This is a genomic window from Desulfosporosinus sp. I2 (assembly GCF_000960765.1).
Taxonomy (GTDB): Bacteria; Bacillota; Desulfitobacteriia; order Desulfitobacteriales; family Desulfitobacteriaceae; genus Desulfosporosinus.
Genome location: NZ_JYNH01000034.1, coordinates 20173 through 35928 on the forward strand (window position 1 = coordinate 20173; position 15756 = coordinate 35928).

At 40.8% G+C, this 15756-nt stretch carries 18 protein-coding genes and 1 pseudogene; 16 read left to right on the plus strand and 3 right to left on the minus strand.

The window, feature by feature from the left end:
* The first annotated feature begins 1 nt into the window (after nucleotide 1).
* The 6 genes and pseudogenes from UF75_RS10150 (at nucleotide 2) to UF75_RS10175 (ending at nucleotide 6646) form a co-directional block, all read left to right on the plus strand.
* The gene (locus tag UF75_RS10150) at nucleotides 2-1408 is read left to right on the plus strand and encodes a gluconokinase (RefSeq protein ID WP_052693125.1); all 1407 of its coding nucleotides are present in this window, start codon (nucleotides 2-4) and stop codon (nucleotides 1406-1408) included.
* Nucleotides 1409-1603: 195 nt separating this feature from the next.
* A complete protein-coding gene (locus tag UF75_RS10155; RefSeq protein ID WP_052693127.1) occupies nucleotides 1604-2512 on the plus strand; it encodes a DMT family transporter in 909 nt (302 codons plus the stop codon).
* A gap of 523 nt (nucleotides 2513-3035) precedes the next feature.
* Nucleotides 3036-4022, plus strand: coding sequence for an MBL fold metallo-hydrolase (locus UF75_RS10160; protein WP_242860188.1), 987 nt, complete (start codon nucleotides 3036-3038; stop codon nucleotides 4020-4022).
* Nucleotides 4023-4099: 77 nt separating this feature from the next.
* Nucleotides 4100-4427, plus strand: a pseudogene (locus UF75_RS29985) (Lsa family ABC-F type ribosomal protection protein); the annotation flags it as partial.
* Nucleotides 4428-4827: 400 nt separating this feature from the next.
* Nucleotides 4828-5601, plus strand: a complete 774-nt coding sequence (locus UF75_RS10170) for an AraC family transcriptional regulator (protein WP_242860189.1) — start codon at nucleotides 4828-4830, stop codon at nucleotides 5599-5601.
* Nucleotides 5602-5722: 121 nt separating this feature from the next.
* On the plus strand, nucleotides 5723-6646 hold the full coding sequence (locus UF75_RS10175) for an EamA family transporter (RefSeq protein WP_045574497.1): 924 nt from the start codon (nucleotides 5723-5725) through the stop codon (nucleotides 6644-6646).
* A gap of 237 nt (nucleotides 6647-6883) precedes the next feature.
* On the opposite strand, the gene UF75_RS10180 is transcribed toward UF75_RS10175, so the two are convergent.
* From UF75_RS10180 to UF75_RS10190, 3 genes are all read right to left on the minus strand, one after another.
* Nucleotides 6884-7282 carry an NAD(P)H-binding protein gene (locus tag UF75_RS10180; RefSeq protein ID WP_348983044.1) on the minus strand — a complete coding sequence of 133 codons (399 nt, stop codon included), beginning with the start codon at nucleotides 7280-7282 and terminating at the stop codon, nucleotides 6884-6886.
* A 74-nt stretch (nucleotides 7283-7356) separates the two neighbouring features.
* Nucleotides 7357-7674, minus strand: a complete 318-nt coding sequence (locus UF75_RS10185; protein WP_045574498.1) for an AzlD domain-containing protein — start codon at nucleotides 7672-7674, stop codon at nucleotides 7357-7359.
* Complete coding sequence (locus tag UF75_RS10190; protein ID WP_045574499.1) at nucleotides 7667-8389, minus strand: AzlC family ABC transporter permease; 723 nt, start codon at nucleotides 8387-8389, stop codon at nucleotides 7667-7669. The genes UF75_RS10185 and UF75_RS10190 overlap by 8 nt, the downstream gene beginning before the upstream one ends.
* Nucleotides 8390-8503: 114 nt before the next feature.
* On the opposite strand from UF75_RS10190, the gene UF75_RS10195 reads away from it, so the two are divergent.
* The 10 genes from UF75_RS10195 to UF75_RS10230 form a co-directional block, all read left to right on the plus strand.
* Nucleotides 8504-10033 (plus strand): PLP-dependent aminotransferase family protein, encoded by a 1530-nt coding sequence (locus UF75_RS10195; protein WP_045574500.1) that lies wholly within the window; start codon nucleotides 8504-8506, stop codon nucleotides 10031-10033.
* A gap of 21 nt (nucleotides 10034-10054) precedes the next feature.
* Nucleotides 10055-10834, plus strand: a complete 780-nt coding sequence (locus UF75_RS10200; protein WP_045574501.1) for a PhzF family phenazine biosynthesis protein — start codon at nucleotides 10055-10057, stop codon at nucleotides 10832-10834.
* Nucleotides 10835-11387: 553 nt separating this feature from the next.
* On the plus strand, nucleotides 11388-11573 hold the full coding sequence (locus UF75_RS10205) for an HTH domain-containing protein (protein ID WP_045574502.1): 186 nt from the start codon (nucleotides 11388-11390) through the stop codon (nucleotides 11571-11573).
* Between the two features lie 64 nt (nucleotides 11574-11637).
* Nucleotides 11638-12807, plus strand: coding sequence for a hypothetical protein (locus UF75_RS10210; RefSeq protein WP_045574503.1), 1170 nt, complete (start codon nucleotides 11638-11640; stop codon nucleotides 12805-12807).
* 760 nt (nucleotides 12808-13567) lie between these two features.
* The gene (locus UF75_RS10220) at nucleotides 13568-14008 is read left to right on the plus strand and encodes a GNAT family N-acetyltransferase (RefSeq protein WP_242860190.1); all 441 of its coding nucleotides are present in this window, start codon (nucleotides 13568-13570) and stop codon (nucleotides 14006-14008) included.
* Nucleotides 14009-14334: 326 nt separating this feature from the next.
* Nucleotides 14335-14547 carry a hypothetical protein gene (locus tag UF75_RS31000; protein ID WP_348983043.1) on the plus strand — a complete coding sequence of 71 codons (213 nt, stop codon included), beginning with the start codon at nucleotides 14335-14337 and terminating at the stop codon, nucleotides 14545-14547.
* 77 nt (nucleotides 14548-14624) lie between these two features.
* Complete coding sequence (locus tag UF75_RS28175; RefSeq protein ID WP_156146359.1) at nucleotides 14625-14798, plus strand: hypothetical protein; 174 nt, start codon at nucleotides 14625-14627, stop codon at nucleotides 14796-14798.
* 8 nt (nucleotides 14799-14806) lie between these two features.
* Entirely contained in the window at nucleotides 14807-15055 is a 249-nt protein-coding gene (locus UF75_RS10225) for a helix-turn-helix transcriptional regulator (RefSeq protein WP_082075091.1), read from the plus strand.
* A gap of 151 nt (nucleotides 15056-15206) precedes the next feature.
* Nucleotides 15207-15308, plus strand: a complete 102-nt coding sequence (locus UF75_RS27005; RefSeq protein WP_082075092.1) for a DUF2000 family protein — start codon at nucleotides 15207-15209, stop codon at nucleotides 15306-15308.
* A 99-nt stretch (nucleotides 15309-15407) separates the two neighbouring features.
* On the plus strand, nucleotides 15408-15756 hold a 349-nt coding region (locus UF75_RS10230; RefSeq protein WP_156146361.1), incomplete at its 3' end, for an EamA family transporter.

A 15756-nucleotide genomic window follows, 5' to 3' on the forward strand; every position in this document is an offset into this window, starting at 1 on the left:
GATGAACAGGATTACATTACCAGAAGCAACACTGGGAGTTGATATCGGGACAACAGGATGTCGCTGTGTGGCTTACTCTGATGAAGCTGAAGTGGTGGTAATGGCTGAATGCTTTTATCCCACGTCATCCCCGAAGCCGGGTTGGGCGGAACAGGATTCGGATCTTGTTCTAGCTCAAGTCGAGGAGTGCATTAAGGTAGCGATAAAGAGTGCTGAAGAAGCTCAATATAGGGTGACTCTGATTAGCTTTAGCGCCGTAAATCATGGACTAATTCCGCTGAGTGAGGGTAAACCTTTGCGCCCCTGTATTATTTGGGCTGACAATCGCAGTGCACCTATAACCGAACAATGGCGCTTAGAAGGACGACAAAAAGAATTTTACGAAACAACCTGTTGTCCAATTCATCCCATGTATTTACCCGGAAAACTGGTTTGGCTGGCAAAGGAAGAACCGGAGATCTTCCAGCGAGCAGATCGTTTTCTTTCCTTAAAAGAATTGCTGTTTTATCGTTGGTTTGGGCGGTTTGTGATTGATGCCTCGATCGCCTCAAGTACGGGTCTCTTTAATGTCTCGAAGTTTGATTGGGACGAAGAGATCTTGCGAACAACTGGGATAAGGCGAGAACAATTGTCTGAGATTGTTCCTACAACGGACGTTTTCAGAGGAGTGAACCGAGATGTAAGTGACCGTTTGGGGTTAAGTCCGGATGTTCGGGTCATTATCGGCGCAGGGGATGGGGTCTTGTCTAGCCTAGGCGCTGGAGCACTTGATCCCGGTGAAGTAACCGTGATGATTGGAACCAGTGGGGCTGCCCGCATCACAGTTGCCAAACCAACGTTGGATTCTCAAGGAAGAACTTGGTGCTACTATTTAGCGGATGGTGCTTGGGTCGTTGGGGGGGCCATCAATAATGCTGGTTTAACTCTACAATGGGTTCGTGAAAAATGGTTAAACGGTGCATCTTTTGAGGAAGTTGAAATGCTCTCTGCTCAAGTCACGTCGGGCTCGGAGGGTCTGATGCTTATGCCGTTTCTGACAGGAGAACGCTCTCCAAATTGGGAACCGTCGATCCGGGCGGCTTTGATTGGACTCGATATGGCCCACGGGCCAGGACATTTTGCCCGAGCAGCGATGGAAGGGGTAGCCTATCGCCTCAAGAGCGTGTTTGAACCGATTGTCGAGATGGCAGGCGTTGTCCACTCCGTGAGGATTGGGGGAGGTTTTATCGCTTCTCCGACCTGGGTGCAAATCATGGCAGATGTTCTAAATTCTCCGTTAGAAATTTTGGAAGAACCTCAAGGATCCGCCTTTGGTGCGGTGGTTCTGGCTTGGTTGGCTGTGGGTAGAAAAAAAAGGCCTAGGTGCGTGCATGAGACTATCTCGGGTAAAAAACGTGGTTTACCCTAATCCAAAGCAAGCAATTTTCTACGAGAATCAATATAGTAAATACCAGCAGATTTATAAAAGGCTTTATACTTGAGAGTTACAATGCGATTTGAATAAGCATTTAGAATGCCCCCTTGCTTATAGGGGGTTTTAACTTTACTATAGTGTAATCCAAACTATTAACCCTATCATCAAGTAGCAGGTTGGGAGGAAACCATGGATACCGTCAAGAGCAACCACTTCAAAGCATTTCTAGTCTTACTATTTTCCTCTCTAATCTATGGTGGAAACGTCATTGCTGGGCGGCTGATTGCTGGGAAAGTGCCTCCTTTCACGTTATCTGCCATTCGAGCAGTTTTAGGCTTAATAATCCTTTTTCCACTGGCTTGGCCACAATTCAAAAAAAAACCTAAACCCACAAAAATTGAGTTTTTACAACTAATTGGTGTGAGCATTTTAGGAATTATCGTTCCATATGTTTCATTGCTTTTAGGTTTACAAGATACGACAGGAACAAATGCATCGGTTATTTTTGCGACCCTTCCTGCCGTAACGAATACACTCTTATTCCTACTTTATAGACATAAACCAACTCTATTCCAGACAATGGGCATGATTACGTCATTTGTGGGTCTAATGATCGTCTTTACTCAAGGCTCACTCCAGCATTTAATCACCTTTAGACTTGGGAAAGGGGAACTTTACTTACTCCTCAATATTCTTTCAATTGGACTATTCAATATAGTGGGGCAATCAATCATGAAGAAATTCTCCTCGCTCGTGACCAGCGTTTATGCTCTTATTTTTGCGGTAATTATTCTATTCCCAATGGGTTTATGGCAATTGAGATACTCAGGATGGAACGTTTCAGCTACAGACTGGCTAATTATTTTGTACATGGGCTTCTTAGCTGCAGGAGTAGCTTTTTTCCTCAATCTTTACGGAATCAATAGAATAGGAAGTGGTAAAGCCTCGATTTTTACCAATATGCAACATGTTTTTAGCATTGCTTTAAGCGTCATTATACTAAAGGAATCGATGGCCTCCTATCACTGGTTTGGGTTTATCTTAGTCATATCAGGAGTCGTTCTTTCGTTATCAGAGTCCTTTAAGAACGGAAATTAACCTTTCATTTTGAGGATGAGCATTTTCAGTGCCACACCTATCCATGACGACGAGAAGTGGACCAATCAAACGGGTGAAGAGAGGGGAAGATTTTGATTCAGACAAGTGAAACGCCGGTCAAGGTTCAAAGTTAATTTGACTGGCGTTTTGCTCGTTCAGATGAACTATAATATACCAAAAATGGTCATGCAAGTACCAGGTCAGGACATGAAGGTAGATGTATTTTAAAACGATAATTAGAATGAAATTATAGAAAAAAGTGAAACAATATGGAATATGCACAATATGGAAATACAGACTTATAGTCGATTTATCTGAGCAGGTAAAGTAAAATATAAGAAATGAAGTGGCAACTGATAATGTAATAGTTAATAGTGTCTATTTTATAATGAAAGAATCGAGGTAATAACTCATGATCCTGAGAGTTATTCTTAGTATTATTATTGGGTTTATTTTGACTGGCTTTCTGTACTTGAAATATCACCCAGTCTTTGGTGCAAAAGCTTCGAAGGAGAAAATTAGTGTGTTCAGACATTCCACGAATTTCGCCAGAAAAAAGTTTATTAATCAGATCCCAACGGTTATGGATACTCGAATAACGACATCGGTTGGGATATTGAGAGACCTTATGAAAGGTAATCCAGATGGTAGACCAAATAGGGCAATTCCTGTGGAGCCTTTAAATTCAGTCATCATGCCCGATGAATCTTCGAAAGTTACTTGGTTTGGTCACTCGACTTTATTATTGGAGATGGATGGGAAACGATTATTATTGGACCCTATGTTTTCTCAGACTCCTTCTCCATTTCCCCTTTTCGGAGGTAGACGCTATAGCAAAATATTACCCATTGAACTGGAGAACCTTCCGCCAATCGATATCGTCATTATATCTCACGATCATTATGACCATATGGATTATCAGACAATAAAAGTCCTGAAAGATAAAGTCAGTCATTTCTGTGTTCCTCTTGGAGTTGGGAGTCATTTGGTAGCATGGGGTGTCGATCCAGAGAGGATTAAAGAGCTAGACTGGTGGAATGAATTTAAATTTGATGGAGTGACACTGGTTTGTACTCCATCAAGGCACTTTTCTGGAAGGAGTGTGTTCGATCGAGACGCAACCTTGTGGAGCTCATGGGTGATTATAGGACAAGAAACAAAGGCATATTTCAGTGGAGATAGTGGTTATGGTCCTCACTTTACCAAGATTGGAGAAAAATACGGTCCTTTCGACTTAACGTTCATGGAGTGCGGTCAATATGATGAACGCTGGTCAGCTATTCATATGATGCCAGAGGAAACGGTTCAGGCACATCTCGATGTGAAGGGCAGAATTCTGATCCCCATTCATTGGTCGGCCTTTACTTTGGCCTTACATGATTGGACAGAACCCATTGAACGGGTAACGAAAGCAGCGAGAGAACGCAACATAGGTATTGCAACCCCAAAAATTGGGGAAGCCGTGATGCTTGGGTTGGGGGAATACCCTAACTCCATTTGGTGGAGATAATTATCTTCAATCTACTGCTAGCTTATGATTTGTCGTTACTGCCAACCAGAACGTATTATTCAGTCTATTGGATCTAGTTCAGCGGTAATATTTCTGCAAATGTCAGCTTTGAATATTTTCCTTTCAATGTAGTAAACAAGGAAAATAATACCCTTAATGTAATCAGCGACATTTTTCCAGACTATCTTCACTGGAAATTGATGCGTGAACTTTCATTGCTAGAAGTTTCTGAGGATATTTTATATCGTCCTTTTGATTCATAAGACCAATATTAAAATCCAAAAAGGCAATTTTTCCTGTTGGTGGGAAAATAAAAAAAAGCAGGATAGCTTCGAGCTTGCAGAAAACGAAAAGCTTAGAAAAGACATTAATCGCTTGTCGGATTCTGCCAAACGAACGAGCAGCTTATACTTACTGTCGTTTGTAATCCCGTCATTTGAAGGCAATGTTACCATTTTCGATACTAACGCTACACTTATTGGATATAGTCACTCTGTGAGTATATCGGTATGTTATTTTGCACTCCTTGAAATTGAGAAGGTTTCAAGGTTAAAGACATTAGTAGAGATGGAAACATTTTAAATCATACATAATTAAACTTATGTATTAAAAGAATAGATTAATACAATAAAAAATAGGAGGTATTTACTTTGGAATATCACAAAAACAATGTTCTTTCACTTACATAAAAGGCTGGAACGTAATGCTAATATAAGTGTGAAAGTATTATTACTCGGATACTGGAGCGTTTAACAGAAGAAATTTTTATATAAATTTAAAAAGTAAGATGTTAAAATAATATATTGTGAGTGATCAAAGTGAGAATATTAATGCTTATGAAAAAGGTGGGGCGGCAGTGGATAATAAAATAATTTGTGAACACAGGACTTATACCGATGTTATGAAAACCCATGACCACAGATTTGTTCAGTTAATACTGCCGCTTCAGGGAGTTCTGAACATCAGGACCGATGCCAAGGAATTAAAGTTGGATGAGGGCCATTTGTTTTTACTTCCACCTTCCTGCCAGCACACCTTCTGGGCAAAACAGAACAACAAATTTCTGGTATTGGATATTCCCCAATTTATGTTTCAATTGGGGGAATTGGATAATTTTCCAGGTGGACAAAATTATGAAATGGATGAGAAATGGAAAGCCATTAGATTCCTTCTTTTAAGTGAAGTTGATCAAGATGAAATCGAATCATCTAGGATCAGTTCTCTTTTTCATTATTTTAATACCTTCTTGACAGAATATCAGATTCCGGACTCGGTTAAATATATACAGCAATTCTATAACGAAGAGATAAGCCTGGAGAAGCTCGCTTCTTTGGAACATTATACTGTTAACTATTTTTGTTCATGGTTCAAAGGCATTATGAACTGTACCCCGATGGCATATCTGAAAAGAGTGAGAATCCAGCAGTCAAAACAACTGCTTCTTGAGACAAGTCTTAATATTTTGCAGATTGCTTGGGAAGTGGGATATGTCCACCAGTCTTCTCTAAACAGAGTGTTTAAAGAAATCGAAGGTATTACTCCGGCAGAATATAGGCGGAACAATATGAAGATAAGCTAAATAATATCCTAATCCCAGTGAAAAAAACTTTATCATTTTGCTTTATTATTTGTATAAAAGGACGCTGATCAGTTGTTTATATTATTACCAGAATTGATGAAATCAGCTAAAGGAGAAAATAATGAAGAATAATGAAACTTTTTTCTCAAGCCTAGTGTTGGCAGCGGCGGTGCTCTGGGGAACGACAGGCACAGCCCAATCTTTTGCCCCTCCCGGCGCATCGCCATTGTCCATCGGATCAGTTCGCCTGGCGGTAGGAGGCGTGGCTCTTCTAATTTTTGCCTGGCGGCGGGGAGCTTTGTCGGGAAATCCCCCCTGGTTCAAGGGGGCCACATTCCTCGCTGCCGGGTGTATGGCTGCCTATCAGCTTTTCTTTTTTGCTGGAGTTTTGAATACGGGGGTGGCTGTGGGAACAGTGGTGACCATCGGCAGCGCGCCGGTGTTCGCTGGTCTAATTTCTCTGATTTTGCGGCGGGAAAACCCGGGGCTAAAGTGGGCCGCAGCCACCCTGCTCGCAGTCATCGGATGTATTCTGGTGATTACTGGCGGTCAGAAACTAGCGCTGAACTCCATTGGCGTCGTCCTGGCCTTGGGAGCCGGTGTCTCATATGCACTTTATGCCGCCGTCAGCAAGGAACTGCTGATGTCTCACCCTCCAGAAGCAGTGACCGGAATTGTATTCTCCATCGGGGCATTTATACTCTCTCCTTTTCTCTTTTTTTACAACTTGGAGTGGCTGAAAACCATCCAAGGTACCGGTGTTGCCCTCCATTTGGGATTGGTAGCCACTGCCCTTGCTTATGTTTTGTTTTCGCATGGTCTGGCCAAAATACCCTTTCCCAAAGCAGTTACTTTATCCCTTGCGGAACCGGTTACTGCAGCGGCCCTAGGATTGTTTCTGCTGAAAGAAAAATTATCTCTCATTTCTCAAGTTGGGATGGTTCTGGTTTTTGCCGGATTGGTTATCCTGTCTTTGGGAGGATTAAGTAAAAAAGAAAGAAAACATAATACAACGTCTTACGGAGATAAGGGACAATGGATGTAATTTAATGCGTTGGTTGAGAAGATAGAAATTCTCAACCAACGCAGGATTTTTGAAAGGTAGCATCACAAAACATGATATAGAATTTTTTTAAAGAAACGTTAAGTGAAAACCAATTCTCCATTTTCGGCCGGATTCCTGCTTGACGGCTGATTTACATGTTTTCATTTCCTTCACATTTTCGTTTTCTACACGTGTTTGTGCTCCAAAGACTAAAGTCCGTTTTTCTCTCTTCTGTGATTAACTTCCTATGATTGGCATGGAATGCATATATTCCGAGCTTTCTACTTGTTTTACCATAAATGCTGCAATATCTTCACGAGCAATGTTAAAACTCATTTTCTTGTCACCAAAGCCGACTTTGACTTTGCCTGTGTATGGTGTGTCTTTTGGTGCCAGAAAACGAACAATAGTCCAGTCTAAATTTCCTGACTGAATAGCATCGGCAATAGCAATAATTTCTTTTTTGGCTTTTGGAAATGCAATTCCAGCCAAAATGCCTGGAACAATGGTAATCAAGGAACGCGCGTCCTTTGAATAATGCACACTCGGAGTAGCCCAGTCTATAAGGCGGCACACACCAAGTTCCTTCATAGCCTTGATTATACTTTTGTGGTGGCACCAAACAACATGCCATATTAGGGTTAATAGACCGTAAAGCGACCAGTATGGTCGCTTTCGTTATGGTATGGCATTTGAAGAAAGTGAGTTATCTAAATTAACTTCAGGACAAACATAATTGACATTCCGATACCCAAGGTGGCAATAATATTACGGCTCTTATAAGCCACAAAGGCAGCAACAATACCCGCAATCAGGTAGTGATTGTTTAAACTAATATCCAAATATCCCTTGGGTAAAAGTAATGACGGTACGATTAAGGCTGTCAATATGGCAACCGGGACATATTTTAACCATCTGTTTAACCAAGTTGGTACCCCTGTAAATCGGAACAATGCTAGAGCTCCGATTCTGGTAAAATAAGTAACTAAGGCCATCCCTATAATGATGTAAAATACTTCACTACGCATGTTCGCTATCCCCCTCTAATAAGCCCCCTATTAAGCTGGCTATAAGGCAGGCGATAATAATATACCACTTACCGGGTAAATACAGGGCAGCAATCACCGAAACCACTGCAGCCATACCGAATACAATTAGACTGATGCGGTCTGCCAACCGCGGTATCAGCAATACCAGAAAAGTTGCCGGCATAGCAAAATCAAGCCCCCAAGTTAAGGGGTCGGAAATGTAGCCGCCCAAAACTACCCCAGCTACAGTAGATAAAACCCAAACTAGATAAAGCATTGTACTCACGGTCAATTGATAGAGCACACTGTATTTGGCCTTGTGAATTCGGCTAATGGTCAGGGCATAGGCTTCATCGGTCAAAAAGAATGCCAGGAGTGCTTGTAGAGGAAACGGCAATCTAATCATATAGGGCGCCAAGGATGATCCCATGATCAAGTGGCGCAAGTTTACCAGCAAGGTAGTAAGTATAATAATTCCCCAGCCCGTTATGCCTGTGCCCAGCATGGTAATGCCAATGAACTGTGACGCACCGGCAAAAACAAAGACAGACATTAAAATAGTTTCTACGCCGGACATTTTTGCAGTAAGCCCCATTATCCCGCAGGTAATACCAAAGGGCACTACCCCGAGCACCACTGGAATGCACTCGCGGAGTGCCACCCATACTTCTTCCGCTAGTTCATTCTTACCTGAGATGAGATTTGATAGCTGCATAATCATTCCACCTACCCTTAATATTTCTTATATTTTAACGAGTTGGGAAAACATTGTAAATATCCAATTGTATAGATATAATAGAAATTGGATACAAAATAAGGAGAAAAGCAAATGGACATATCCAAACACCTGAATAGTGCAGAGCTGGATACCTTGAATAAGCAACCGCTCTATCTGCAAATTGCCTTACTCATTGCTGACAAAATCCAAAAGCTAATCCTACCTTCAGGTACGAAGCTACCGCCTGAGCGGGAATTAGCTGACCTCTTTGCTGTAAGCCGCACAACTGCTATCAATGCCTATCGCAAGTTAGAACAACAGGGTTTGGTATGGACAAAGGTGGGTAGCGGGACTTATGTAGCCCAAGCACGAAATGTTGAGTCCCTATTCGAAGTTCCCTGGCCCCAACTCTTTACCGCCTATCCTCAAAACCCGTCAGCGTCAATCTTGAGGGATATGCTTTCTACTCCTGCGCCAGGTACTATATCTCTGGCCGCAGGCATGCCTGATCCGGCCCTTTATCCTATGGAGACTTTTACCGAGTTGTTTAACCGGAATATTGGAAGGGCCGCCCCGGGTGATTTTGGACATATTGCTATAGAAGGTTATAACCCATTGAGAAGGGCAATCGCCTCAATGTTGAGCGAGAAGGGCATACCTGCTTCGAAGGAGAATATACTCACTCTCTCAGGGTCCCAACAAGGCTTATATTTACTTAGCAAAGTGTTGTTGGAGCCAGGCGACTATGTTGTGATGGAAGTACCAACGTTTATTGGTGCTATTCAGGTTTTTCAGGCTGCAAGGGCAAAGATTTTAAGCCTGCCTTGTTCGGGAAAATTATCATTAGAGCTGTTGGAGGACTATATCATTCGTTACCGGCCAAAATTGTTATATATGATACCTACTTATCAAAATCCGACGGGGAGGGTAATGCCTGCACAAGAGCGCCAAGATTTAATTAAACTTGCAAAACGTCATCGGCTTGTTATAGTGGAAGACGATCCCTATAGCGATTTGTGCTATGGCGAACAGCCCCCTCAGGCTCTTAAAGCAATGGATTCCTACGGAGGAGTAGTTTATCTGGGGACTTTCTCGAAAATTCTATTTCCAGGTTTACGTACAGGTTATCTTGTAGGTCCGCCTGTTTTAATCAACCGGCTTGCCCTGGAAAAACAGTTTATTGACCTGCATACAAACAACATAGCCCAATGGCTTGTGACGATGTTCTTAAATGAAGGGATGCTTGCAGGGCATCTGACCACGGTGCGGAGGGAATATAAAAAACGCCGGGATACAATGGCTAAAGCTCTCCAGCGTTTGTGTGCAAACGATCTTGAATTTACCGTACCCGAGGGAGGATTTTACTTTTGGTGTAAGTTAAAACAAGCGGGCACTTCCCAGCGACTCCTACAGGAAGCTGCCAAAAACCGAATTTCCTTTGCGCCTGGCGAAGCTTTCCAAACAGTGCCCACCCTTGATAAAGAGTTTCGCCTCTGTTTTACGACTCACAATGAAGCAGTTTTGCTTGAAGGCGTAAAGCGCTTGGCCAAAACCATGACACAAATAACAAAAAAGAATAAAGATAACGATAACGATAACGATAACGATGCACCGCCTTGTTCGGTATGGCCGATTGTTTAACCTATAGAGGAGGAATTAGAAATGAGAATACCAATATATCAAATTGATGCGTTTACAAACGTACAGTTTAAAGGAAATCCTGCGGCTGTGTGTCCATTGGAAGCATGGATTAGCGATGATTTGATGCAGAAGATTGCTGCAGAAAATAACTTATCGGAGACAGCCTTTTTCGTAAAGAAGGGTTATGATTATGAGTTGAGATGGTTCACGCCAAAAGGAGAAATAGACCTTTGCGGGCATGCTACGCTGGCGACGGCCTATGTCATATATACATATTTGGATAATAGTATAGCGAATATTAAATTCCATACTATGAGTGGAGTGTTGGAAGTATCAAAGGAAGGTAGCCTATTGTCAATGATATTTCCCTCCAGGGAAGGAGAAAGATGCGAGGCTCCCGAGGCACTTGTTAAGGGTCTGGGCAAGAAGCCAATTGAAGTTTACAAGTCAAGAGACTATATGGCGGTTTTTGAAACTGAACAAGATATACTGAATCTGGAATTGAATATGGACGAACTGAAAAAGCTGGATGCATTTGCTGTAATTGCTACAGCGAGGGGGAATGAAGTAGATTTTGTATCGAGATTTTTTGCCCCAAAGGCGGGAGTGGATGAAGACCCTGTAACGGGCTCTGCTCATTGTACGTTGGTCCCTTATTGGAAAAAGAAATTATGCAAGAATGAGTTTGTGGTATTACAATTATCGGAAAGAGGAGGAAAGCTCTACTGTACCGATTTAGGAGAAACGGTAAGAATGTCTGGGGAAGCAGTGCCTTATTTAGAAGGATATATCAATGTATAGATATATCTAAATTATTGATTTAGTACAGAATCTTCTTATTAAGGCCCGGATTTCTTGTCACCTGGTAGCTTTCCATTATTCATAAATTGGGTTTGACTATAACTGGAAGCTGCTTCCGGAGTGAGGCTAGGGGCGTTGTGCGCCAATAGTTCTTTCCCCATTTAGGTCATAGCACTGACTCATTAACTGAGCTGGCTATGGCCTTTGTTGTGACTTTAACACTTAATACAGAAAGTTAGTCGTATTTAGTATCACTACTTTAATTTTGACAATAGAAATCCGAGCTATAGATAAAAAGTTAGTTATTTTTTTCATGTCCGCTAATAACTGCTTCAATCCGCATATGATTGGTTAAAGAGGACTTTAGCATCCAATGATTTTTCATAGAACTGAATAGCTTCCTTTGCATTTCCGTCCATCATCAAAAAAGGGACCAATTGCAAAGTCATAATTAACAACTCCTTAAGGTTTTTTCTATTTTGTCCGTCCATGGTTGTAATTATAGCTTATAATAGTGACAAGAATTGTCATAACTTTTTAGCGGAGTAATATTATGCCCAAATCTAAACGGCTTATGGAATTGATGATGATCGTCAACCGAAAGCGAAAGTTCACAGTCAAAGAACTTGCCAACGAGTTTAATGTATTGCCGAGGACGATATTAAGGGACTTACAGGAATTGAGTGAGTTAGGGGTTCCATTGTATTCGGAAGTATGTTCTAACTACCTTGAAAATTAGTCTTAACTGCCACTTCATGAGATAAGTAGATCAGATTCCTGTCTATCAGAAAGGGGACCTCGTATTGCGTTACAAGTATTGTAGTATTGTTTTTGGCATTATCGTCCTTGTTTTTATGTTAGCAGGCGGTGGCAAGGAGCAACCTAATGAAGGAGGTTACATTCCGACTAGCCAGAGTTCTGCTACACCTGGCAATTTAAGTCCACGAGCATGGATTAACATAGCATCTATACATATGGTTGACGCAATGACGGGGTGGGCCATGAGCCAAGAGTCTTTATTGAGGACCGTCGATGGTGGGGCTAGTTGGACAGACGTTACCCCGAAGGGTATTGGAAGTCTGAGGGAAGGTACATGGTCAGTTTATGATATGCAAACTGTTTGGGCTGTTTTTAATGTGGAATCATCAACGGGCATTACCATTTACCGTACCACAGATGGAGGGCGAAAGTGGGAAAGTGCTCAAATTAATACAATCCCAGATCATGGTAGAGTTACTTCGCTAGCTTTCCTTGATTCTACGCATGGTTGGCTGTTGATCAGCTATGGTGCTGCTATGGGTTCAGAATCAATAGGAGTGTTCCAAACTAGTGACGGTGCTGCAACTTGGAAGTTAACTGCCTCGGTAACCACCAATCAGGAAATACCCAAAGGAGTGCCTTTAACGGGTGCTAAGAACGGACTCAGATTTGTCGATCAGAAAAACGGTTGGCTAACAGGGTTTTCACATGCTAACGGAATTTGGCTGTATTCCACATCCGATGGGGGACAGACATGGATGCCCCAAAGCATTGTCGCTCCACCAGGTTATCAAACTGGGGGAGGATCGGTGAGTACCGAACCACCGCATTTTTTTGGGCGAAAAGTTGGATTATTGCCAGTTGAATTTAGAGGTCAAACACCGCCAGTATTAGTTTTCTATAGGACTCAGGACGGAGGAATGAGTTGGACTCCAACAACCCCTGTCCAGTCTGCACAAGAATCATTAGAATCATATTGGGGATTTCATTGGAGTATTATCGATGCAACACATATTTTCGTGTGTGACGGCTATAAGTTATATTGCACATTGGATGGCTCGCACTCATTCGTCTCCATTACACCGAATATAAGTCTAAAGAACCTTCAACAGCTGGATTTTGCTTCGGAACAATTAGGATGGGCAATCATTGATGGAGGCTTATGGAAGACCAGCGATGGTGGGCACACTTGGATTCAAGTTAAGGCTTCTTAAGTGACTCTTTAAGAAGATTCACCACTTTGTACTGAAGTTTGGAATGATTCAGCGTTCATTGGGTTGAATAGTCAGAAGATGAATGATGTAAGGTGAAGAGTTTTTATGCGAGTAATTAAGGTATTCGTACTTGTATTGATAGTACTAACGCTGATAGTAGGTTGTTCTTCCAATGTCACAGAAGAACAATCGAAGCTTAGCAAGTCAGAGATTGAAAATGGTTTGTATTTTATAGATGTTGCAACTAATGCGTTATATGATGATTTAGCGATTAAAATCTTGGAAGTTGTTCAGTCCGCGATAAATTCAAGAACACTGTTACAGATAATAGCCCAATAGATTGATACAAGGCTAAATCAATATATTAGGGCATTTTTGTTACTAAGCCAGCGCATATCAACTTGTGGTTCTGATAATTGTTCAAGCTTTGGATGCAATTATAGGTTTTAAGATTAGTAATAAGTTTAAAACTTATGGTCCAATGTTGACATCGATTGGAAACCTTATATTTTTCATATGGTTGATTTATTAGATATTATAATTTTGTCAATTAACTTTTTTATTAATAATAACTATTTTCTAAAAACATTTAGAACTTAATATACTTTAAAATTCAAGGCTTTATTGCATAAAAACCAAGAGAGTAATAATTTTTATAATGCGAATATAGCAGATGAAACGAATGCCCAAAGTGATGATCGACTTTACTAGGTCCATCAAACTTCTCATAAATATGATTACGGCCTGGAGAAAATTGACTATGTTTGGGATGGGGGCGAGAAATGAAATGGAATGGGAGTTTGAGGGCTATACAATAAATACCGATAAATCTTTGGTGTCTGTGGATAGGGTAAAGGAATTTTTATCGGATAGTTATTGGGCTAGCGATAGATCGAAAGAGCTTATTGAAAAAACTATAATGAATTCATTTTGTTACGTAGTATGTCATGAAGAAGAGCTGGTTGGTTTTGCGCGGGTCGTGTCTGACTATTCAACGATAGTTTGGATTTGTGATGTTTATATAGATAGGAATCACAGGGGAAAAGGGCTCGGTAAGAAATTAATAGAATGTATACTTGAGACCCCGGAGTTCAAAAATATCAGGAGCTCTTTGGTAACTAGAGATGCGCATAAATTGTACGAGCAATTTGGGTTTGAAAGCGTTGAATCAAGATTTATGACACGAAAGGCATTAGGATAGTATTTAGGGGCCACCGTTCATAGCGATCTCTGAACAGAAAAGTGTGGTACTACGGATTTACGACATCAATAAAAATTGCAACAAATAGTCCATCCTACTGCGTGTTAAGGGGTATAGCCAAACCTGGCTATACTCCTTAATTTTATGTCATTTCCTGTGACGATTGGAGCGCAAATTTCAAAAAACAACTGGCTTAAGCACATGCCAAATACTCAGTCAGATGATGTGTCATTAGGGCATTTTGCACCTCAAAACGAAATCCGTTAGGTGTAGGGTGGTATTGGGATTATCCAGATCGATATCCATTATTTCTTCGTCCTCCGGCAGTGGGTCCTATTAGCGATTTGAAAGAACGGGCCTTGGGCTTTAAACGGGGACTTTTGTTCCAGACCGTCCATCCAATAGCAAGTTCTCTTAACTGGAAAGGCATGCTAGAGGGAGGGGTTAATCATACGAAAATATTCAGGAAGATACCTGAGTGTATGGAGAACACCAACAACCTTAAAGAAATGTTGTTGGTAATTTTCACTGGACAATAGGTAGCTTGTGAATCTTTTGCTAATATCTGTGCTATAATTCTAATGAAACACAAGAATTGATCAATAGTGAGGGGCCTATGCAGGAAATAAAATACTATTTTAATGATGTTGATGGAAATATCGAAATTAAAAGGTGTAATAATGCTATACATACATCAAAGGCTCATTTCCACAAAGAAATTTCGATTGCTTTGGTGGAAGATGGACACAGCAATGTGGAATTAGGGACTTTATTGAAGAGAATTATTTAACCAATATAATGATAAGTGACCTTTCAAGGATTTCAAATATGAGTAAGTATTCCTTAATTAGACAATTTGAAAACAGCCTGGGGCTTTCTCCTCATCAATATATCATCAATCTTCGTGTAAACTATGCGAAAAATCTTTTGAAAGGCAACAAAAGTATTTCGGAAATTGCAGTAGAAAGTGCATTTTATGACCAAAGCCATTTTATTAAATGCTTTAAAGAATATACAGGGGTAACACCAAAAAAATATAAGAATTAGTATGATGCAATGCAATTTTTTACAATAAAAATGACAATATCTTATTTATAATAAGAGGATGATCTTTGTCTTGGCAAAGGTTATCCTCTAGAGTTTTATGCATAGCCAGAGTGGGCAGTTATAACTATCAAATAAAATGGAGGTTACTTAAATGAAAACAGTGATTATTGTTGATAAAGAATTGCCACTTGGTCTTATTGCCAATACATCGGCAGCTTTGGGGCTTAGCCTAGGAAGTAATATTCTGGTTTAGTTGACCCCTGTAAAATTTTAAACCCTTGCTCAACAAAGCAAAAGCTATGACGATTATGTTAATAATTAATAAAATGGAAACTGAAGATGAGGTGAATATGTGAGCAGTAAATTTAAAATAATATTTGTTATGATTATTTGGGGTAGCATAGGTGTTTTTGCTCGTAATATTTCAATTTCCCCGATACTACTTGCTTTTAGCAGAGCGATCATCGCACTACCAGTTGTTTATATTTTTATTAGGAAGGATAAGCAGAAATTATTCTCCTTTATCCACAACAAAAGTGCAAGGCCTGTTATGCTAAGTGGTATGTTAATCGGGCTTGCTTGGGTCGCACTCTTTATGGCATACCGCTTTACAAGCGTAGCCAATGCAACCTTGGCATACAATATGTGTCCCATTTATGTGTTGATTTTGGCACCAATCCTATTAAAGGAAAAACTCTCAT